This window comes from Anatilimnocola aquadivae (assembly GCF_049819085.1).
Taxonomy (GTDB): domain Bacteria; phylum Planctomycetota; class Planctomycetia; order Pirellulales; family Pirellulaceae; genus Anatilimnocola.
The window spans coordinates 2826551-2847655 of sequence record NZ_CP187419.1 but is presented as its reverse complement, the minus strand read 5'-3'; the positions used below and the strand labels follow the sequence as shown (position 1 = coordinate 2847655).

Genomic DNA, 21105 nt, shown 5'->3' with positions numbered 1-21105 from the left:
CGTTTGTGGCTCCCATGGGGAATTCGCCACCAAAGTCGAAGCGAACGAATCAGCGAGACATGCGCTTCTGTGCTTCCCGAGCGCACTCCTCGCTCACGCTTCGGGTTTCCTGGTGAATGCCACGCTGCGTCGGCGCATGGCACGCGTTTCGCATGGTGGCGGGCAACCGAATGTTCGGCCGCAGTGTGACGGCGGCCCTGGTTTGAACTAACATCTAGCTTCACGCGCTCGAAAAACCTGCCTGGTGATCCATGCTCAGCATCTTTGAAGTCATTAGCAAACGTCTGGCCGAAGCCTGGCGCTCGTCGGAACCCTCAGCCAGCGGTCGGTCGTATCGCTGCCAATGTGGACGCCCGGTGTTCTTTCGCAACAGTGTGTGTCTGGCCTGCCAGACGCAACTGGGCTTCGACGTCGAGACCTTGCAGGTTCGCGCGATCGAACCAGGCACGCCCATCCAAACCTGGAAAGCTGTCGGCGATCCTAAGTCGGAATTGTCGTGGCGACGGTGTGAGAATCTGGATGCCGCCGGTTGCAACTGGCTCATTCCTAACGAAGACCCCGCGGTTCAATGTCGCTCGTGTCGCCTGAATCGCACCATTCCCGACCTGACGGTGCCCGACAACGCCCGCTGCTGGATGCTGATCGAAAACGCTAAGCGCCGGCTGGTGGCTCAATTGCTCAGCTTGGGGCTGCCGGTCAAGTCGAAGGTGACAGAAGACCTGGAACAGGGGGTGATGTTCGATTTTCTGCGTTCGCCCCCCGAAGGGCCGCGCGTGCTGACCGGGCATGATAACGGCCTGATCACACTCAATATCGAAGAGGCCGACGATTCGACGCGCGAGAAGATGCGGTTCGAAATGCACGAACCGTATCGCACCTTGCTGGGACACTTTCGCCACGAGATTGGCCATTACTACTGGGACCGCTTGATCTTCAATACTCCCTGGCTGGAGAAGTTTCGCGAACTGTTCGGCGACGAGCGCGAGGACTATGCGGCCGCCTTGCAGCGCAACTACGAGCAAGGACCGGCCCCCGATTGGGCCGACCGGCATATCAGCACCTATGCCTCGACCCATCCGTGGGAAGACTGGGCCGAAACCTGGGCCCACTATCTGCACGTGGTCGATAGCCTCGATACGGCGCTCGGCTTCGGCCTGCGCGGCGAAGACGTCGAAGCCGAAGTGGAACCGTTCGTTGCCGCCGATCTATACGACCCGAAGGCTCCTGACGCCCAACGCGTGGTCAGGCTGGTCAATTCGTGGGTGCAGCTCACCACGGTGCTGAATGAACTGGCCCGCAGTATGGGTCAGCCCGACTATTACCCGTTTGTGATGTCGCGCTCAGTGCTGAAAAAAATGCACTTCATCCAGATGGTGGTGAAAGAAGCGCGCGGTGGGACAGAGCCCGTTGTCATAGCGCCGGCGAAGTAACCTGCCGATTTGGACACCACTGGTGGATGCGACGCATCACGTCGCGTCTATTTCTGTGCGCTGGCCCCACCAGTGGGCCAGCCACACAAATAGGAAGAACGCGGGGCCGAAGAAGACCATGCCGATCAGTCCGCGTTGGAAAATCTGACGCACTTCCGGCACCGACCAGACAGATTCTCCGGCTGGCAACTCGGCTTCCGCGAGTGACATCAGGAGCGGCATCAGCACGATGCACGCGGCGGTGGCGATACAAGTCGCTTGCCAGAGTTTCAGCCAGTCGACGGGCTTGGGCGGGACCAGCAACCTGGCGCGTACATACGCCCATTGCTGACCAGAGTCGGCTTGCTGCGCCGGCGAGAGAAACTGGCTGCAATGCTCGATGATGCGAGCCTGGTCGGCACGGCGAAAGTTGCGAAGATCGAGCGAGCCCCGACAGGTTCCCGATTTGAGCGAGAATCGGTGTGCTTCGGGTAGCGCCCGGGGACGCACGATCACGGGTTGAGGGTAGTTCTTTGTGCTGCCACACGAGGTGACACGAATTCCGCCGGGAATGAGTCGCAGCCGATAGGTTCGTTCGTAGTGACGATGCTGGTAACCGGCCCAGGCAAACAGGCTGCCGAACATAGCGCCACCCAGGGTGAGGCGCCATTCTCCGTGCCAAGGACAGACCACCAGCAGGAATAAGGCTCCTGCGACGACGAACAGTGTCTGACAGTCCCTGGTTCCTAAGCGAATCACGGGCCGATGAGCAGGCAACATAAAGCTGGTGACTGTCGATTCCGAAGGTTGGATTTCCACACTGGGAATTCGCTGGGGCAGGCGGGATCTTGGCAGGTGAATCAGGAAACCCGCAGCGTGAGCGAGAAGGCAAGGGGTCTTCCCGCCCCCGGGCCTGCCCCGGGGGTCCATTGGCTTGTGCACTAGCGTGCCTTTGAACCCGGGCCGATTTTACAGCGATCAGCCCGACCTTCTCCCCGCGGTACACGAGGCGAGCATGCGAAAAACGCCGTGATTTTCGCGATAAGACATTTTTCAGATGCTGGACTAAACACCCGGTGGTTCGGGGAAGCCATGCTCGGCGAGTGCTTGCTTCAGCGCGACATCAAACGGAAGTAAGTCGAAGCGATAAATGTGGCAGAGTCCTTGCCCTCCATGCTGTCCGGCATCGACGCAGAGCGCGAGCCAAAAGTATTGGCGTCTCGGTTCGTCGCGCTCGTAATGGATTTCAATCGCCTGGTCCAACAGCGTGTGGCCATCCATCAAGCCAGCATAATAGTCAGCAATGATTTGTCTTTCGTATTCATCCCAGAACAAATCCTCGACCAGCAGATCTTGCTGGCCAATGTCGTGCAGAATCTGCAGCACCAATTCTCGTTCGAGATGCCACGACGAATCGGTGATTCCGGCTAGACGCAAGATGGCGTCGGACTCGTGACCTTGTTCCAGTAGGCAGACGGCCCACTCCTGCGACTTGTGCAGATTGCGAGCCGAGTGGCGGCGGTCCCAAAGAAATTGAAACGTGGCATCCATGGCGGCTATTTTAACACGGCACTTACAGAGTCCGCCCGTACGTGAACGCGCGCGGCCAGCATCTGCCGTGCCGGCGGAACAAAGACATTAATATTTACCGTCTATTTACAAAAATTTCCATACATACTTGACAATCAATCAGCAGGCGGCGGTAATGAGGGATGTTCTCACGACGAATGTCTTGCAGATGCGGACCGCGCTGCGCGGGTTGGTTAACAGCACGACGAGGAGGTTCGTCGACCAGGGCTCGGGAACCGTGGGGATGAAGTTACCTCGCGGGACGCGTCGGTCAACTTGGAGAACGATTAAGAATAGTGGCCAGCGGATGAGCGGTTCGGCCCCTCACCCCATCCCTCTCCCTGTTACATCGTGGAGTACCACGTGTACCGAGGAGAGGGGGTTAGGAAGAGGAGGAGGAGGTGAGGCCAGAGGGTGGAAAGTTGGTTATCAAATGGTTATCAGCAAACCGCGTTAATTTGCTGATTTATTGCCGTAACGCGTTGAAATATTAAGGCTTCAGAAAAATGATTATCACGAAAAAAGATGCGAAAAAGTTATCAAAAACGGTTATCAAGGCTCAGCGAAGGGGAGGTTAGAAATCGACTTTCACTTGCCCGTCGTCACGCAGCATGAAGTTCAAAAATACCTCGAGGTCGACGGTCGGGGACATGAACCGCGCCGAGCCATCGCAGGCACTGACGCCGACAACTCCGCCGCCGTGGAACGCGTAAGGCTGCGCCGCATTCGTATGTCCGATGAACTTGTAGGTTCCCGCGGCATCGATGGCGCATTCCCAGGCGGCACCCAGGCTGGGATCGGTCGCTTGCGAAGGTGGTGTGGGCATGCCGTTGGCTCCCAGGCCGCTGTTGGTGGGCGAAGTGGCAGCAGTCAGGTTGTCGCCGCGATAGGCTCGCATCTTCACACCATCGCCGGCACCAGCCCAAGCGAGCGCGACGACGCCACCAGGAACCTTAGTACCTTTCACCCACAGATCGGGAGAGCCTGCACATTCGTAAAACAACATGGTGTTGCTGAAGCCGTCGGTGATCTCGCCCGCGCGAGCTCCACGGCGAGTGGGATCGGTACTGCGCGAGTCGGGCGGGCTCATGGCTGTGTTGCAGGGCATCTGCGGTTCGCCGGCCTGATACCACAGGGGATGACCCGCTGGCCGCACCGCGGGAATGCGCGGCGTGATGTAACTGGTCGCTTGCACGGGAATGGTCACGGAGCCTACGGTTTGCTGAATGGTTTGTTCCGAGGGGGCACTGGGGCAACGAAAGGTCTTCAGCTTGGTATTGAAGGCGGCTTGCAGGGCAGGGGGCCAAGCCACGTTCAGTTGTCCGTTGAAGCCATGCCCGGCGGTGGGATGCACGGCTTGTTCGAACGGAACGTAGAGCGCCGTCTGTTCGATAAAGGGGAGAATGCGCCACTGCGAACCGGTGCGCGAGTAGGGGAAGTAGCCGTGCGTGTGCTCGAACTGGATCATGCCGAGCGAGATCTGCTTCAGGTTGTTCGCGCATTGAGTGCGGCGGGCAGCCTCGCGAGCGGCCTGCACGGCAGGGAGCAGCAACGCGACGAGCACGCCAATAATCGCAATGACGACCAGCAATTCGACCAGCGTGAAGCCATTGGTGCGCGAGCGGCGCGCACCGCGAGACAGTTGAGAGAACATGGTGAAAGAATCCTGAGCGGGCGTGGAAGGATGGCTTGCTTGCCAACAGGATCGAAGCGGCCGAAGAGCGACCGTCGAAAACTGCGAAGGCTGGCTACAGGTGGGAGTGCCGCTGAGACTGCGAGTGTCTATTTTTGATGTTTAATGAGACACTGTCTCAGCGACAGGTGACAGAATAGTTATGTTCGCGCGAGGCTGCAAGGACGGGTGGCGGTTTTTTAGCATGGATGTCGCGCACATCGCCACGAAGCGACGGAAGTTATCGCTGGCGGGCGTCGTGCAGTTTGCTGGCGATCATGCCGGCGAGATAGCCACCCTTGAAGCCGGCGTTGATGTTGACGACGGTCACGTTCGCGGCGCAGCTGTTGAGCATGGAGAGGAGTGCGGCAACGCCACCAAAATTCGCACCATAGCCCACGCTGGTGGGCACGCCGATGACCGGGCAATCGACATAGCCGCCGACGATGCTCGGCAGCGCGGCTTCCATGCCGGCGACGCAGACAATGGCATCGCTACCGACGAACTCCGGCAGGCGAGCAGGCAGGCGATGCGGACCGGCGACACCGACGTCGTTAATCAGGTTGACGTTGATGCCCATCCAGTCGAGCGTTTCGCGAGCTTCTTCGGCCACGGCCAGATCGCTGGTGCCGGCGGTAATGACGGTCACTTTGCCTTTGCGTTCCACGGGTTTTGCCTCCAGCGGATCGACACGAAACGTGCTGGCCAGTTCGTTGTACCGAGCCGTGGGGTTTTTCTTCGCCGAGAAATGAGCCCGGAGGACATCGGCCTTCTCGGGGGAGATTCGCGTGGCCAGGCTGCGAACCTGCGCGGTCAGCAGGCGGTCGAAGATACTGGCGATGGTGCCCGCCGGCTTTCCTTCGCCGAAGATCACCTCCGGGAAGCCACAGCGGCGAGCCCGGTCGAGATCGAGGGTAACGTCCGTCGAAACGGCAGCCGTGGTGGCGGTCATCGCGGCCGAGATGGCAGTCAGGAAGTCTTCGCGGGCGAGATTGCCAGCGAGCAGTTCGGCAGTGAGGTGGGCCAAGTCTTCACGGGCCGGCACAGCAGAGGGCAGGGCAGGGGAGGTAGGTTGAGTCATTTCGCCATATTATCGCGGCCTTGCCAGCGGAACGATGGGTGGTGAAAATACGAGGCTTCCCGGTAGGTCACATTCGCCGAATGTGACCTAAGCGGATGCGAACGGACAACCCTTGCTCACGTCGGCCGATCGTCTTGAGCAGCAGAGGTCACTTCGTGCCGAAGTGACCTACCCGTAGACCTACCACCACAATTCACAACAGAGTCCCTTTCCATGCCTAGCTGCGTGTTGGCTTATTCCGGCGGTCTCGATACTTCGGTCATTCTCGGCTGGCTGATGGAAGAGGGCTACGACGTGCACGCGGTGTACGTCGATCTGGGACAACCTTGCGAGGACCGCGCGGCGACCAAGAAAAAGGCTCTCGACTGCGGTGCCAAGAGCAGCCGCATTGTCGACGTGCAGGAAGAACTGTGCCGCGATTTCGCCTTTCCGGTTTTGCAGTGGCAGGCCAAGTACGAAGGCTGGTACCTGCTGGGCACTTCGATCGCCCGCCCGCTGATCAGCAAGGTCTGCTTGGAAGTGGCTCGCGAGGTGGGCGCCGATGCTTACGCTCACGGCGCGACCGGCAAGGGAAACGATCAATGCCGTTTTCAACTCGCCGCTGAAGCGCTCAACCCCGCCGTGAAGATTATCGCTCCTTGGCGAATCGAGAAGTTCCGCAAGCTGTTCCCCGGCCGTACGGAAATGATCGCTTACTGCGACAAGCACAACATTCCGGTCAAGGCGAGCGTGAGCAAGCCGTACAGCAGCGACGAGAACTGCCTGCACATCAGCTACGAGGCCGGCAAGCTGGAAGACCTGAACGTGAACGGCGTCGAAACGGTCGAGTTCGGCATGACAGTCACGCCGCAAAAGGCTCCCGACAAGGTCGAGCAGGTGAAGATCGCCTTCGACAAGGGTGTGCCGGTCAGCGTGAATGGCAAGGCGCTCAGCCCGCTGCAGATTGTGAAGACGCTGAACGAAATCGGCGGTCGTAACGGCGTCGGCCAGATCGATATGGTCGAGAATCGCTTCGTCGGCATGAAGAGCCGTGGCGTATACGAAGCTCCGGGCATGACGGTCCTCTATGCTGGCCATCGTGTTATCGAACAGCTGACCATGGACCGCGACCTGATGCATCTGCGCGATTCGCTGTCGCCAGTCGTGGCCGAAATGGTGTACTACGGCTTTTGGTATCACGCCAAGATGGACGCGCTGCTGGCCTTCATCAAGGATGCCCAAAAGCATGTGACCGGCGAAGTGACCCTGAACCTTTATAAGGGGAACATTCAGGTCGACGGTCGCAACAGCCCGAATAACCTGTACGACGAAGGGATCGCCACGATGGAAGGTGGCGGCTCGTACAACCAAACCGATGCCGAAGGCTTCCTGCGCATCCAAGGCTTGCCCGGTCGTGTGCAAGGGCGGACGACGCCGCGAAAGTATTAGGAGGGGGCTGGTGGCAAAGTACTCTCGTGCCCTCTAAAAGGGAATGCAATGCTCACGATCCAGAACATCGAATCTGAACTTAGCTACGCCTATTTGCACGCAATAGCGTCACAAGCAGGCTTCGAGTGTACTTGTGCAGGACGGCATCTAGATAATGCGTGCATCGACGCGATAATAAGAGAAGATGGTCGGCGTTTAGCTGCAGACTCAAAACTAACATCGTTCGAAGTGCATGTGCAACTCAAGGCAACTTTTCAAATTCCGACGGAGCAAGACGGAAAGTATTCATTCAGCTTGGAGATTCCCCACTACAACAAGCTCAGGCACGCGCGCATCCAATCGCCTCGGTTGCTCGTGGTAATGTACTTACCGTCCAGTACTGATGACTGGCTCTCTCATTCCGAAGACGGCTTAATATCAAAGCGCTGCGCGTATTGGGTAAGCTTGCGAAATGCACCCGATAGCAGCAACATGCGAACACAGACTGTTTACATTCCGCGTAAGCAGATGCTTTCATCCCTCTCATTAAGCGAGTTGATGACTCGATTTTCCCGTCGAGAGGAGATTAACTATGCAAACTGAAGTTGTTCCTGCTGCACTCGCAAAGCTTGTTGCTCCCCGCGCGATGAAGAACTACGCGAAAGGCCTTGGCTGGCTGCCGGTAACGGACGTCAACGGTTCAATTTCCGTATTTCAGAGCCCAAACTCTGATCTTCATCAAATACTGATTCCTCTCGATGATACTTTTGATGACTTTGGCGAAAGTGTCGCAGAGGTTGTTCGAAAGCTCTCTGAATTCGAAGGACGATCACAAAGTGAGATTCTCAGCCACCTACTTCTTCCACCGGCTGACGTAGTGCGATTTCGTGAGAGCAGCACAGAAACTGAAACTGGCACGCTGCATCTTGATCAAGCGGTTAATGTCCTCGAAGGAGTTCGTCGAACTCTGCTGTCGATTGCGCATAGCGCAATTCGTCCGCAGCCATTCCATAGACGGCTAAGTCGAATCGAAGCTGAACAATTCGTGCGAACGTGTAGATTAGGCCAAACGGAACGCGGAAGCTTTACAGTTACTGTGGCTTGTCCGCTTGATGTTGTGTCAGGAGCGTTGTTTGTCGATGATCCGCTTGCCAGGCAGGTAACGCATGGGCTGTTATCCTCCTTGAACGCAGTCATGCTTGCTACGGAAGACGGCGATTTAGATCAGCTACTTGATACATCGCGTTATCCGTTTATGAGCGCGAATCTCTGTGAAGCGATTCTGATGCTTCGCCCCGAAGGCGAGCGATCACGGCTAAGTATTAGTGTGGCATGGTCCAAAGCTTTAGCTGTTCCTAGTGATTCCTTTGCAAATCAACCTGTGGAGCTTCGGCAAGATACGTTTGAGGCGATCGAGTATCTCGCGCCGAAGCTGAGGACTGCACCCGCGCCAAAAGAGCAAGTAATCGTGGGATTTGTCGACGTTCTTAGAGGGCAACTGAATAGCGATGGTCAAATGGCGGGAGAGGTTGTTTTTTCGATTGTATTGGACGGAGGTGATTTGATCCGCGCGAAGGCAGAACTGACGGCTGCTGATTACCATGCTGCAGGCGAGGCGCATCTTCAGCATGAACCAGTGTATTTCCGCGGGTTGCTCATTCGCGGTTCTCGCGTAAACCGGATCGACAGTGTTGGCGGATTCACGCGACTCCAAAACACAGCACAATAGCTTGCTTCCTCTTGCAATTTAGTTCTCATGGCTGATACCTTAATGTAGAACTCTGCCGGAACAGAGTATCAGGGGCTGATGTCATTCCTTCCTCTCCAGCGAGGTTGTGATGCGGCTCAGCAGATTGCGTGCGCGGTTTTCGCTGCGATTGGTCTTCTTGGCGACATTTGTCGTGGCGGCGGTTTTGCAGACCGGCCTGCACATTAGAGCTAGGACCCGTGAGCGGCGGCGCGAGGTCTATGTGGCCGACATTCGGGCCGCGGTGGTCACCGCCCGCAACATCGGACCTACGTTCTCACCACGGATGCTCGACTATGTCGAGCGGCGAATCACGGCTGCTCCCGATAGCAGGCTGCTCTCACCGCACCAACAACGACTGCTGCTCGGGATCGTCAATGCGGAACGAATCCGGCAACGATTGGTGCCCGAGCTAAATCAACTGGCCGTCGGTCGCCAACGGGCAACTCTGAGGCTGGCAGCGACCCAAGCGTAGTACCCACGCGCGGCTGTGGCATGCTTCCTACTCGCAAAGCAAGTGAACGACACTAGCGAGGCTCTTGCGGAATGTCGATCCAGCGGCGCTCGGCGTGCGATTGCAGCGTGGCGTCGGCAATGATCTGTGACTGCAAGCCATCGTAAAAGCTGGGGACTGCCTGGCGACCATTGCAGATGGCGTCGACGAACTCATACACCAGGTCGTAACGGAAGACTGTCGCTGGTTCGCCTTGGGTCACATCGCGCGGGCTACCTGCGGGCTTGAGGAACTCAGCGGGGACATCGACCGGAGCGAGATCCTGGCCGGTCTTGCCCATCATCAATTGGTTGGGCATGTGCAGGCGATAGACGCACGAATATTCCGAGCCGTTGATCTCGGCCCACTCGTGTCCAAAGCCTTTGAAGCCGTAGCCCTTGGCCAAGGTGGTTCCTTCCCACACGCCCGTGGCACCGTTGGCGAATTCGCCCAGAATGCACGACCAGTCATCGACTTCCGAGGGGGCGCAGTCTTTGCCATCGACGGTTTTGGTGCGCGGCACGAAGCGTGCGACGGCTCCGCTCAGGCTTTTTACCGGGCCAAGCAGATCGAGGGCGAAGTCGATGCGGTGAATGGTCATATCGAACAGGTCGCCGGCACCAGCGCGGGCCTTGTATTGTCGCCAGCCCCAACTGGTTTCTGGCCAATCGAGAAAGCGTTGACTGCGGAAGTGGCGCAGTTCGCCCAGCGTGCCACTTTTTACCAAGTGTCGCATGTAGCGCATCGAGGGAGCAAAGCGGTAAGTGAAGGCCGTCATGTGAACGACATTGGCATCGCGGCAGGCGTGATACATGTCGCGCACTTCCTGGGCATGCAGGCCGAGCGGCTTTTCGCACATCACGTGCTTGCCGTGCTTGGCAGCGGCCAAGGTGATCGGGCGGTGCGTATCATTGGGCGTGGCGATGATGATCGCATCGACGCCCGGGTCGGCACACAGGGCCTCGAAGTCGGTCGTCACCTTGTCGATGCCCCAGTCCTTTTTGCGTTTCTCCAGCAACTCGGGGCTGGCATCGCAAACAGCGACGAGTTTGGAGCGATTGTCGATGCGAATGCCCGGCACGTGGTGATAGTCGCTGACGGCTCCCGCTCCGACGATCGCAATTTTGACAGGGTTCGCCGCAGAGTAAGCAGGCATTCGATACTCCTCGAACAAAGACAGAGAGGGAGACGTAGGGAAAGTGTCAAAGCAGGAAAGTTCTGCCGTTTTTGCAGCCCATCAATGTGACGCGACTCTGCTGCACGTCAAGACGAAGGGAGGTAGACATCTGACGATTGCCCCCAAAGCGAACGGTTTAACCAAGTTTCCCAGAACCTCGGAAACAATTTACAGCTCTATCTGAGAAGAAAGTAATTTGCTGCCCCTCTTTGCCAATGTCAGTCGTTAAGCAGCTTCACCCTGGATTTTCAACCCGTCGCCAGTGAGTTGCAAACCGAAACTAGAAAGGGACTTACATCGAAGCATGCCGCGCGATTCACGAGGCCTAAACCGAGACCTGCTTGCGGACTTCCGCCGGTGCAAAGCTGTGAATCTTTTCTCAATCATCACCCGTTAGAGGGTGTCCCTTTCATCCTGGAGCCGTTACATTGACTCAGAACGGACCAGGGCCGGCGAGCCCCTCGTGGAATGGCTCGCCGGGATTGCAACCCACATATGGATAAGACTTTATGTGTTTGCTCGCTATTCAATATCGCTCGGTACCGGAGGCACCAATCTTGGTCGCCGCCAACCGAGAGGAAGCTTACGACCGGCCATCGCTGGTGCCAGCTATTCAGCCTGGCAAACCGCGTGTCCTGTCGGGAGTAGACGCACGTCACGGGGGCACGTGGTTAGGCGTCAATCAAAACGGCTTGTTTGTCGGAGCCTGTAACCGACCGAAGATGATGGCCACGATGGGTCCGCGTTCGCGCGGCCTGTTGTGCAAGGAACTGCTCCGGGTCAACAGTGCCCGCCAGGCAGTCGACCTCGCCATGGAAGAACTTCTGTCGGGTAAGTACGAAGGCGTGAACTTTGTCATTGCTGACAATGAATCAGGCTGGGTCGTACATGGTAACGAAGACCCCGAAGTCGAAGAGCTGGAAGAAGGGCTGAATATCATCTCGAGCTACGACGTGAACGACCCGCGCGACGAGCGTCAAAAGCTCGCTCGCCGTTTGCTCACGCTGCAGACGCTCGATTCAGCCGTCAAGTTCCTCGCTGTCGCCAGCAAGGCCTTTGCTCGCCCGCCAGCCACTCCGGATCGTCCGGGCATGGTAGTGCAGGGCAAGGAACGAGGAACGGTTAGCTCGACGCTGATTGCCCTCGGCAAGAAGCCCCGCGACGCGATCTTCCAATACGCGGCCGGTGCTCCTGACACAGCCCGCTACGAAGATTACTCGCCGCTGCTGCGAGATATCCTCAGCCGCGGACTGCGTGAATCGCGGACCCGTGCGAAGGCTTAACCGCTCGACGCATCGCTGAAAAATTGAACTCCCTTAGGACGCTCGCGAATTTATTCGCGGGCGTTTTTTTTGCGCGCCCGACTCGCTCTCGAGATTCTCTCAACTCGAGAAGGCAGCAACCGTTCACGCAGGATCGCCGCCGCGAAAGCAACGCATTGGCAAAATGCTAGCGGGCGTGACCTAACTAGTCACGAGTGGTTGATAGGTTGGCGAAGGTGTGTTGTGAGATTGCACAGCGTATTTTCGCGAAAGGGATCGGCCATGCAGGTGTCGTTGCCGCCGTGTTGGCGTGATTTTGAGGCGTATCGATTGGTGAAGGTGTCGCAGTTCAGTACACGCGTCGCGGCGCGTAAGCTCAAGATTTCGCAAACGCGAATCTGTCAGATCATCGAGCGAGTCGCCGCGTATCTGGTGGAGATGGCACCCGGCGTGAAGGACATCGTGCGGCGCGAGCAGCAACTGTATGTCGCCGAGCAGATGGCGGCGGAAAGGCTGAACTTCTTGTGCTCGCAGGCGGAAAACGCGTGGCGCATGTCGCAGGGTCCGATGAAGACCGTTCGCAAGTCGGCTAACTTCACCGGGGCGAATTCGGTGACGACAATTCGGACGGGCTACGGCGACCCGCGCTACCTGATGGTCGCGTGCAAGTTGGCCGAGCACGCAGCGATGTTGCCACAACCGTCGCTGCTCAGTTCGCTGGCGGCCGCGGCGCTCGCAGCGGAAGAAGCTGAAAGCTTGGGCGAGGAAGAAGAAGTGCCGGCGAAGGAGCGGGCAACGAGTCAGGGGTCGGGAGTCTATGGCGAAGAGAGACTTTCGAAGATGGAGGGTCGTCGCTCGCCAAAGACTCCCGACCCCGAGCGGGATGAGCGGCGCAAGAGTCCCCTGAATAGGGACTGTTCAGAGCTGTTCGCGAAAGAGGCTGCGGAGATGCGGAACGAGAAGTTTCGCGATCCCCTAAGTGCAATGGCAGCCTTCGATTCGGCAACGCGGCCAGTGATGAAGTTGTACGAAGAAGAGGCCGCGCGGCGGACTGTTCACGGTGAGTTGACGGGTGAGGTGGTGGTGTCGGTGGAGCACCGAGAGGAACGTGCGGGGGCCGGCGAGGAGGGGGCAGGAGTCGATGGATCGCCTGCGAAAGAGGCCCTCGGTGTGCGGCGACCACTGAATCGGAAGGAACGGAAGGCGAGACAGGCGATGTTGGAGAAGAAGATGAGGAAGGCGAAGTAGAAAGAAGGCCGGTAAGGAGCGGAACTGTGCGCGCTGTTCGGGTAGGGGGAGCGGCGCAAGCATCAGCGAGGGGAAAAGGCAAGGAACAGGACCGGCTAAAGCCGGAACTCCAACGGGGAAGTAGGCCGGCTCAAGCATCAACTAGTGCAAAAGCCAATGAACCCCCGCCGCAGGGGCGGGGGCGTGGTGAGCAAAGAGGACGATTAGGATGCCTTGGAATTCTTGCGGGGGCGTTTTTTGGTGGGGGCCGCGCGTTTTTTCTTGGTCGGTAATTCGCGAATGAGTTCGTACTGCAGGGCATTGCCTTGTTTGCCCATGATTTTCATGCCGCCGGTCTTGCGCAGGCAGTAGGTGATGCGCTGGGCAATCCACCGCTGAATACCCATCGCGTCGGCAAGTTCACCCGTGTGAAATACAGTGGGCAGATCGTAGGGCAGCAGGGCGAGCAGGTCTGCATTGGTTTGAAAGGCATGCGTTGAGACGACGTCGACCATGCTCAGGTCGTGCACGATGTGATCGTTGCGACGCCAGCGACGACGCTTACCATGGCCAGGAATGCGGCGTTCCTCGACAATCACTAGTGGCACTTCAACCGTGAGGCGTGGATGAGGAAAGACCGACGTGAAATAGATCAGTTCGTGAAACAGGTCGAGCAGCGTGCATTGCTTGGGGCTCATGCGCCGGCTGATCTCGCGGCCGCCGACGTCTTCCATTTTGATCAGCGTTTTACGGGCGATTAGCGGCTTCACTACCCGGACGGGATGTTTTTCCAGCAGCTTGGCGACTTTGTTGCGAATCGCTCCCAGCGAGCCGTGCTGAATCTCGACAAGTTCATCGCCGCGGACCACGTCGATGCGATAGCCGGCGAACTTGCGGCACTCCTGCTCGCTCGCTTCGTGCTCGCCCGCGTACAGGGCCTTTAATTGTCGGTGAAGAGACGTTTCCATAACTTCCGCAGTCTTCAAAACGCCCCCGACCCTGCGGCGGGGGTTCACTGGCTTTTGCACGATAGGGCGGTCGAACCTGGTAGGGAATCGCAGCGAACCATAGCACAAGCTGGCACTCTTCCCCAAGGCGGCTTTGCGGGATTCAGCCGCTAGCAGTTCCTGATTGATCTCGACGGACTTCGACGAACCGCCGATACTTCGCGCTGCTCGCGCGCCCTAGTAGCCCGACGCGTCCGGCTGCTTGAAGTAAGAATTTGAAACACGGTGTTCTATGTCTGACCTGCGAAAAGCGGCTGTCCTGCTGATGAGTTTGCCTGAAGAAGATGCCATCGCACTTCTGGGCAAACTCACGCCCAAACAGGTCGAAGTCGTTTCCATCGAGATCGCTAAACTGGGCCGGCTGGCTGGTACCGAACAAGAGGCCGTCATTCAGGAATTTGCCGGCGTGAATCCGGCAGCGCTGGGCGTTGCCGGCGGCAGCCTGGAGGTTGCTTCCAATCTCGTTGAGAAAGCCCTGGGAGCGGAAGCCAGCAAGACGCTCGAAAACGTGCGTCAATCGATTCAATCCTTGCCGTTTGGATTCCTCAAGAAGATCGATCCGCAGAACCTGCTCACGTATGTGATGGACGAGCATCCACAGACGATCGCACTGATCCTGTCGCATCTGCCATCAACCTACGGCGCGGAGATTATCAAAGGGCTGCCTGCCGATCGTCAGCTGCAAGTCATTCGCCGCATTGCCAACATGGGGCAGACCAATCCGGAGGTCATTTCGGAAGTCGAGCGCGGGCTGGAAAGCCGGATGGCGAACGTGATGAATCAGTCGTTCGAAAAAGCGGGCGGCGTCAACAGTGTGGCCGAGATTCTCAATGTGACCGATCGTGCGACCGAACGCTCGCTGCTCGAAAGCTTGTCGCAAGAAGATCCGGAACTGGTCGATGAGATTCGCCGGTTGATGTTCGTGTTCGACGACATCGGCAAGCTGACCGACAAAGACATTCAAACGGTGCTGAAGAATGTCGAGACCTCGCAGTGGGCCATGGCGCTTAAAGGTGCCAGCCCCGAACTCAAGCAAAAGGTGCTCGGCAACCTTTCCTCGCGAGCGGCTCAAACGCTCAACGAAGAAATCGACTACCTCGGCGCAAAGAAGCTCAGCGAAGTGGAAGCGGTGCAACAACAGATCGTCGACATTGTGCGTAAGCTCGAAGACGCCGGGCAAATCACCGTGCATGCGGCAGAAGAGAACGAGCAACTGGTGCAGTAGTGCCAGCGATCGTTATATAAATCTTCATGCATGTTGAATGAAGATTGGATCCTCACAACTGGTAGACCGTAGCTGGCAACATTAAGATAGCGCGCGGCTCGATCTGTTTCATTCGAAACCGCATCGATTCAGCCATTCTTAAGGAGCCACCTACGATGTTAAAGTCCCTGAGGTTCACTGCGCTTGCGGTGTTCGCCCTGCTCACCTGCTACAGTTTCCAAGGTGCTGTCGCGCAGCAAAAGCCGAACATCATCTTCCTGGTCTCCGACGATACTGGCTATGGAGATCTTGGTCCTTACGGCGGTGGTGAAGGTCGCGGGATGCCGACGCCGAACATCGATCGGCTGGCGAAAGAAGGCATGACCTTCTTTTCGTTCTATGCGCAACCAAGTTGCACGCCCGGTCGCGCCGCGATGCAGACCGGCCGCATACCCAATCGCAGCGGCATGACGACGGTGGCCTTCCAAGGGCAGGGGGGCGGATTACCTGCCGCGGAATGGACACTGGCCTCGGTTCTGAAGAAGGCTGGCTACCAGACTTTCTTCACTGGCAAGTGGCACTTGGGTGAAGCCGACTACGCCATGCCCACAGCGCAGGGCTACGACGAAATGAAGTACTGCGGACTGTATCACCTGAACGCTTACACCTATGGCGACCCCACCTGGTTTCCGGACATGGATCCGGAACTGCGTGCCATGTTCAATCGCGTAACGAAGGGGTCGCTCTCTGGTAAGGCCGGTGAGCCAGTCAAGGAAGAGTTCAAAATCAACGGCCAGTACGTGAACACGCCCGAGAAAGGTGTCGTTGGGATTCCGTACTTCGATTCCTATGTCGAAAAGGCAGCGCTCGAGTATCTCGACAAGGCAGCCAAATCGGACAAGCCGTTCTACCTGAACGTCAACTTCATGAAGGTGCATCAGCCCAACATGCCGCACCCGGATTTCGTTCACAAGTCGATGAGCAAAAGCAAATACGCCGACTCGGTCGTTGAACTTGATGCCCGTATCGGTGCGATCATGGACAAGGTCCGCGCGCTAGGTCTCGATAAGAACACGTTCGTCTTCTACACCACCGACAATGGCGCATGGCAGGATGTTTATCCCGATGCAGGCTATACGCCGTTCCGCGGCACGAAGGGAACTGTGCGCGAAGGTGGCAACCGCGTTCCGGCCATTGCTTGGATGCCGGGGAAAATCGAAGCGGCCAAGAAGAATCATGATATTCTCGGCGGTCTCGATCTGATGGCGACGTTTGCCTCGGTCGCAGGGATCAAGCTGCCAACCGAAGACCGTGACAACAAGCCGATCTACTTCGATAGCTATGATATGTCGCCGGTGTTGTTCGGTACCGGCAAGTGTGCGCGGAACTCTTGGTTCTACTTCACCGAGAACGAACTCACGCCCGGTGCTGCCCGCGTGGGCAACTACAAGGCATGCTTCAACCTGCGGGGCGACAATGGTCAACCAACCGGCGGATTGGCTGTCGATTCGAACTTGGGTTGGAAGGGGCCAGAAAAGTATGTCGCGACGGTGCCGCAAGTGTTTGACCTGTGGCAAGATCCACAGGAGCGATACGACATCTTCATGAACAACTACACCGAGCGGACTTGGACGATGGTCACCATTAGTGATGCGATTCGCAATCTCATGAAGACCTATGTGAAGTACCCGCCGCGGAAACTACAGAGTGAATCTTACTCGGGACCAATCACTCTCACGGAGTATCAGCACTTCCAATACGTGCGTGAGCAATTGGAAAAAGATGGAGTAAAGATTCCGCTGCCAACCGGAAACTAGCGACAGCTATTTGCCAATGCAAAAGCGGCTGAAGACGCGGTCGAGAATGTCGTCGGTGTAGATGGCACCGACGACTTGGCCGAGTTCATCGAGGGCGAGACGCAGTTCGGCGGCAATCCACTCTTCGCTGGCAGCGTTGTGGGCTAGATCACTGGCTGCTTGAAGCGCGGCAGCGGCAGCTTGGAGGCTGGCACTGCAGCGGATGGCAGTGGCAGGAACCGCGAGGCTTTCGCTTGGTGCCCGATCGAGAGCGGCGACTATTGCTACCCGTAGCTCGTTCAGCCCTGCGCCGGTCGTAGCGCTAGTGAGCAGGGCAGGGCAAGGGAGTGGCGATTGAAGAGTGCCGGAGAGATCGGACTTGGTGAGCACGACGATGCTGTTGCGCGAGGTGACATTCAGTAGCTCTGTTTGCAACTGCAGGGAAACAGACCGCGTGCTGTCGATGCACAGTATTTCGAGATCCGCCTGGGCTTGCTGCTGGGCACGATGCGTTTGGGCATCGCCCGAGATTCGATCGTCCACTGAGGCAGGCTCCATGCCTGCGGTATCAATCAGTTGAAACTGCTTGCCATTCACCACGACCAAGCGTGAGAGATAGTCACGCGTGGTGCCGGCGACGGGCGATACGAGCGCGGCGTTCGTCCCCGCGAGGGCATTGAGCAGGCTGCTCTTGCCGGCGTTGGGTTCGCCGAGCAAGACGACTCTGGGCGAAGTGGCGCTGGTTTCTGTACGAGCCTGCAATTGATCGGCAATTGTTTGAACCGCTTGAGCAGCAGCGGTCACTTGCTGCTGCAAGTCCGCACGGGTGATGAACTCGATGTCTTCGTCAACAAAATCGAGCCCGGCCTCTAAGTGAGCGAGCAAGTCGAGCAACTGATTGCGAACGTCGGCAAGCCGGCTGGATAGGCCGCCGGCCAGTTGCGAAAGGGCAGTTTGTAACTCTTGCGCATCGCGCGCTTCGATCACGCCGAGAACGGCCTCAGCCTGGGTGAGATCCAAGCGTCCGGCGAGAAAAGCCCGTAACGTGAATTCGCCGGGGCGGGCGAGCCTAGCTCCAGCGGCACAGAGTGTACGAACCGCCAGATCAAGCAGTGGCGGCGAGCCGGGCAGGTAAATCTCGGCCAAAGGCTGGCGGGTGTAACTGCGGTCCGTTCGCCAAAGATAAGTGAGCGCAGGCAGCGAGCGCTCCGCTCCATCACTCCCCACAATCACCAAACTGCCTCGCAGAATCTCCGAGGTCTTCTTCGTTCTTTTGCTCGGCCTTTTTCTGTCGCTTCGCGCCTCACTCCGCCCCATCACGCGTTCCAGCACTTGCTCGACGGCGGGACCACTCAAGCGAATGATCCCTTCGTAACTGCCGCCAGGCGCTGAGGCGATGGCGACAATCGTATCGTCGACAGCCAGCAACATTAGCGCTTCTTCTGTTTACGCTGCGTGCGAGCGGTGCTGCCGTTGCCGCTTGGTCCCGCCAGCGCAGGCTTCATTTCCTTGAGGGCGTTGGGATCAATGGGCTTCGACTTGGGGAGCAGTGTCCGTTCGGCAATGCTCCACAAACTGGAGGTAATGAAGTACAAACAGAGACCGGCGGGAACTTTGTAGAAGAACACGCCCATCACCACGCTCATGATCATCATCGTTTGCTGCTGCATTTCTTGTTGCTCGTCCGTCGGTGGCGGTGTGAACAACTTCTGCTGGATGATGAACAGGGCAATCGTTATCAGCGGCAATACGTTGAAGAACGGTCCCAGCCAACCATCGGCTTCGTCGACGATGAAGGCGGGCATGAATTCCCATTCCGACTGGCCCCAATAAAAGAGCTTGTCGGGACCGGCCAAATTCGACGCCCAGTTCCAGCCGGCGAACAGCGAAGCATCGCGCAGGTGAATATCGACGCTTAAGCAGCGATACAGCCCGACAAATACCGGCAATTGAAAGAAGACCAGCAAGCAGCCCGCGAACGGGTTGGGCATGCCTGCCTTCTTCATCAACTCTTGCGTGGCCTGATGCTGCTTGAGTGGATCGTCTTTGTACTTCTCTTTGAGCGCCGTAATTTCTGGCTTCAGCTGCGTGGAGATTTCCTGCATCCGCTTGGCAGCCATCGATTGCCGAATGCTGAATGGCAACATGCAACTGCGGACCAGCACGGTCAGCAGAATGATCGCGATGCCGTAGTTACCGGTAATGCTGTACAAGAAGGCGAGAATCTTCTGCAGAAACTGAGCCGGATAGGCAGCGTACCACCAACCAAACTCCACGATCTTTTCCAGGCCGTAAGGCTGGAGAATGACCGGATCCTTCGGCCCCAGAAAAATCTGGTAGTGATGTTCGAGCGACTTGCCGGGCTCGAGGCTTTCGCGCGGAGTGACCATTCGCACGCTGGTGTTGGTCGTGCGAATGCGCGTCTTCGTGAGCTGGGTCACATCGTGCATCGGAATGGCACTGGCCCGCGCAAACTGCGGGGCAGGGTGATCCTTGTCGCCTTGCGGCATCACCATCGCGGCAAAGAACTGAGCGTCGACCCCCAGGAACTTTAGCGCACCGGGTTCACTGCTTTCTTGCAGTGGATATTCAACGGTCGTGTGATCTTTGAGCGCTCTTTTGGCGTGATCGAAGATCATGGGCGTGCCCACGAGGTGATGGGGTTCGTCGCCCGATTGAAAGAGCACATCGCGGGCACCCGCGCCCTTGAACATGTCGCGGTGCAACTTGGTGCTGAACCACCAACCTTCCAGCGGAATCCCGTTCGGACCATCCAAGCGATAGGCCACGCCCATCGGCTTGTCGCTGGTATTCTCGATATCCACCACCAGGTCCAAGTGATAGATCTTGGCCTTGCCGGGCTCTTTTTCGGCCGCGGTCGCCTTTGGTAGCGAATAGCGCTTGACGATCTTCAGCGAACCGGCATCCTTGCGGCCAATGCCCTTAAGCGTTTCTTCGCTCAGGACCATGCTGAAGGTAACTGCGTCCTCCGTGCGATCGCTGATCTCCCAGTTGCCGTTGCGCAGTGCCGACAAGCCGCGAATTTCATCTTCGTTCGGCTTGATCTGCACGCCTTGCAGCGTTTCCAGCGTAAGGAGCATCGACAACGGATCGGTGGCTGTAGGCTGCCCTTTGACGGTGCGCGATTCGGGGCGAATCATTTCTAGCGGTCGCCGGCCGAGTTCGATCGTGTATTTGAGTGAGGCGGTCTTTCCCTCAATCGTGCGATCGACGGTTACTTCGATCGATTGTCCGGGCTTGGTATTTCTCCTCAGCCATCGCTCCAGCTCTTCGCCGCGCTCGATCGGCTTACCGTCAACTTCGCGGATCACATCGCCAACCTGCAAGCCGATAGGCTGTGAAGCATCGGCAGGCTTGGCCTTCGCCGCCGGTGTTCCCGCGCCCACGACATGCACCACGGCATCTTTGGTTTCACGACCAACAGGAGCAAAACCCAAATGACCGAGGTACCCCGATTGATCTTCCAGGTCGCGAAATCTCGGGTCGGTCAGTTCGACGCGTTCGACTGCGGCCCCGCGGTTATCAAGAGTCACCAGCATGCTGTATGGGCTGGCCGGATCCAGCGAGCCAATAGTCACCGAGGCTCGGGCGACCTTCGCCGTGTCGGCAGGCTCTGCGTTCGGATCTGCGGCCGGTTTATCGGGGTCGGCAGGGACCGCTTCCGGTGGTGTTTTTTCTGGATTCGGGTCAGCCGCTTTACCCGCAGGGTCGTCGCCAGGCTGAACTTTGGCCGGATCGAGCTTTTCGCCCTCCTGCTGGGCGACCGGGGGCTGGGGCTTCAAGAAGACAGCGCGGCCGACCAGAAAGGTCGTCCAAATCAGGAACGCCATCACAAGAAACGTGACAAAACGCTTATCCACAGGGGGCAACCCTCTCGCGGCGGTGTAGCAACGGGCAATCCGCTCCCGCTCGAAAGGGGAGTCAAACCAGGCGGACCCTTGCCGCCAATAAGTATTCTCTGCCAGGAGCCAAATCTTGCAAGTGGCTCCCTGACGCTCGGTCAACTTGTCGCCCGTCTCATACCCGTCCATTT

17 protein-coding genes are annotated in these 21105 nt (G+C 57.8%); 9 read left to right on the top strand and 8 right to left on the bottom strand.

The window, feature by feature from the left end; translation table 11 throughout:
• The first annotated feature begins 251 nt into the window (after positions 1 to 251).
• Positions 252 to 1430: a zinc-binding metallopeptidase family protein gene (locus NA78x_RS11605; RefSeq protein WP_425618612.1), complete on the top strand. Its 1179-nt coding sequence runs from the start codon at positions 252 to 254 to the stop codon at positions 1428 to 1430.
• A 36-nt stretch (positions 1431 to 1466) separates the two neighbouring features.
• Here the strand turns inward: NA78x_RS11605 and NA78x_RS11600 are convergent, their stop codons facing one another.
• From NA78x_RS11600 to larB, 4 genes are all read right to left on the bottom strand, one after another.
• Positions 1467 to 2228, bottom strand: a complete 762-nt coding sequence (locus NA78x_RS11600) for a hypothetical protein (protein WP_425618611.1) — start codon at positions 2226 to 2228, stop codon at positions 1467 to 1469.
• A 246-nt stretch (positions 2229 to 2474) separates the two neighbouring features.
• Entirely contained in the window at positions 2475 to 2960 is a 486-nt protein-coding gene (locus NA78x_RS11595) for a hypothetical protein (RefSeq protein ID WP_425618610.1), read from the bottom strand.
• A gap of 592 nt (positions 2961 to 3552) precedes the next feature.
• Positions 3553 to 4632 (bottom strand): DUF1559 domain-containing protein, encoded by a 1080-nt coding sequence (locus NA78x_RS11590; protein WP_425618609.1) that lies wholly within the window; start codon positions 4630 to 4632, stop codon positions 3553 to 3555.
• A gap of 259 nt (positions 4633 to 4891) precedes the next feature.
• A complete protein-coding gene (gene larB, locus NA78x_RS11585) occupies positions 4892 to 5731 on the bottom strand; it encodes a nickel pincer cofactor biosynthesis protein LarB (protein ID WP_425618608.1) in 840 nt (279 codons plus the stop codon).
• Between the two features lie 213 nt (positions 5732 to 5944).
• On the opposite strand from larB, the gene NA78x_RS11580 reads away from it, so the two are divergent.
• The 4 genes from NA78x_RS11580 (at position 5945) to NA78x_RS11565 (ending at position 9360) form a co-directional block, all read left to right on the top strand.
• A complete protein-coding gene (locus NA78x_RS11580) occupies positions 5945 to 7159 on the top strand; it encodes an argininosuccinate synthase (protein ID WP_425618607.1) in 1215 nt (404 codons plus the stop codon).
• 48 nt (positions 7160 to 7207) lie between these two features.
• Positions 7208 to 7741: a DUF4365 domain-containing protein gene (locus NA78x_RS11575; protein ID WP_425618606.1), complete on the top strand. Its 534-nt coding sequence runs from the start codon at positions 7208 to 7210 to the stop codon at positions 7739 to 7741.
• Positions 7731 to 8867 (top strand): hypothetical protein, encoded by a 1137-nt coding sequence (locus tag NA78x_RS11570; RefSeq protein WP_425618605.1) that lies wholly within the window; start codon positions 7731 to 7733, stop codon positions 8865 to 8867. The genes NA78x_RS11575 and NA78x_RS11570 overlap by 11 nt, the downstream gene beginning before the upstream one ends.
• Positions 8868 to 8976: 109 nt before the next feature.
• Positions 8977 to 9360 carry a hypothetical protein gene (locus NA78x_RS11565; protein WP_425618604.1) on the top strand — a complete coding sequence of 128 codons (384 nt, stop codon included), beginning with the start codon at positions 8977 to 8979 and terminating at the stop codon, positions 9358 to 9360.
• Between the two features lie 52 nt (positions 9361 to 9412).
• Here NA78x_RS11565 and NA78x_RS11560 read toward each other — a convergent pair whose 3' ends face one another.
• Positions 9413 to 10534 (bottom strand): Gfo/Idh/MocA family protein, encoded by a 1122-nt coding sequence (locus tag NA78x_RS11560; RefSeq protein WP_425618603.1) that lies wholly within the window; start codon positions 10532 to 10534, stop codon positions 9413 to 9415.
• Positions 10535 to 11064: 530 nt separating this feature from the next.
• Between NA78x_RS11560 and NA78x_RS11555 the strand changes: the two genes are divergently transcribed.
• Together NA78x_RS11555 and NA78x_RS11550 are read left to right on the top strand one after the other, a co-directional pair.
• Positions 11065 to 11838 (top strand): NRDE family protein, encoded by a 774-nt coding sequence (locus NA78x_RS11555; RefSeq protein ID WP_425618602.1) that lies wholly within the window; start codon positions 11065 to 11067, stop codon positions 11836 to 11838.
• A 261-nt stretch (positions 11839 to 12099) separates the two neighbouring features.
• Entirely contained in the window at positions 12100 to 13065 is a 966-nt protein-coding gene (locus NA78x_RS11550) for a hypothetical protein (RefSeq protein ID WP_425618601.1), read from the top strand.
• Between the two features lie 203 nt (positions 13066 to 13268).
• Here NA78x_RS11550 and NA78x_RS11545 read toward each other — a convergent pair whose 3' ends face one another.
• Positions 13269 to 14012 carry a hypothetical protein gene (locus tag NA78x_RS11545; RefSeq protein ID WP_425618600.1) on the bottom strand — a complete coding sequence of 248 codons (744 nt, stop codon included), beginning with the start codon at positions 14010 to 14012 and terminating at the stop codon, positions 13269 to 13271.
• 271 nt (positions 14013 to 14283) lie between these two features.
• Between NA78x_RS11545 and fliG the strand changes: the two genes are divergently transcribed.
• Both fliG and NA78x_RS11535 read left to right on the top strand, forming a co-directional pair.
• On the top strand, positions 14284 to 15276 hold the full coding sequence (gene fliG, locus NA78x_RS11540) for a flagellar motor switch protein FliG (protein WP_425618599.1): 993 nt from the start codon (positions 14284 to 14286) through the stop codon (positions 15274 to 15276).
• A 155-nt stretch (positions 15277 to 15431) separates the two neighbouring features.
• Positions 15432 to 17072 (top strand): arylsulfatase, encoded by a 1641-nt coding sequence (locus NA78x_RS11535; RefSeq protein WP_425618598.1) that lies wholly within the window; start codon positions 15432 to 15434, stop codon positions 17070 to 17072.
• Positions 17073 to 17078: 6 nt separating this feature from the next.
• On the opposite strand, the gene NA78x_RS11530 is transcribed toward NA78x_RS11535, so the two are convergent.
• Positions 17079 to 18482: a tRNA modification GTPase gene (locus NA78x_RS11530; RefSeq protein ID WP_425618597.1), complete on the bottom strand. Its 1404-nt coding sequence runs from the start codon at positions 18480 to 18482 to the stop codon at positions 17079 to 17081.
• Positions 18482 to 21103, bottom strand: coding sequence for a YidC/Oxa1 family insertase periplasmic-domain containing protein (locus tag NA78x_RS11525; protein WP_425618596.1), 2622 nt, complete (start codon positions 21101 to 21103; stop codon positions 18482 to 18484). Before NA78x_RS11525 ends, NA78x_RS11530 begins: the two co-directional genes overlap by 1 nt.
• Positions 21104 to 21105: the final 2 nt, after the last annotated feature.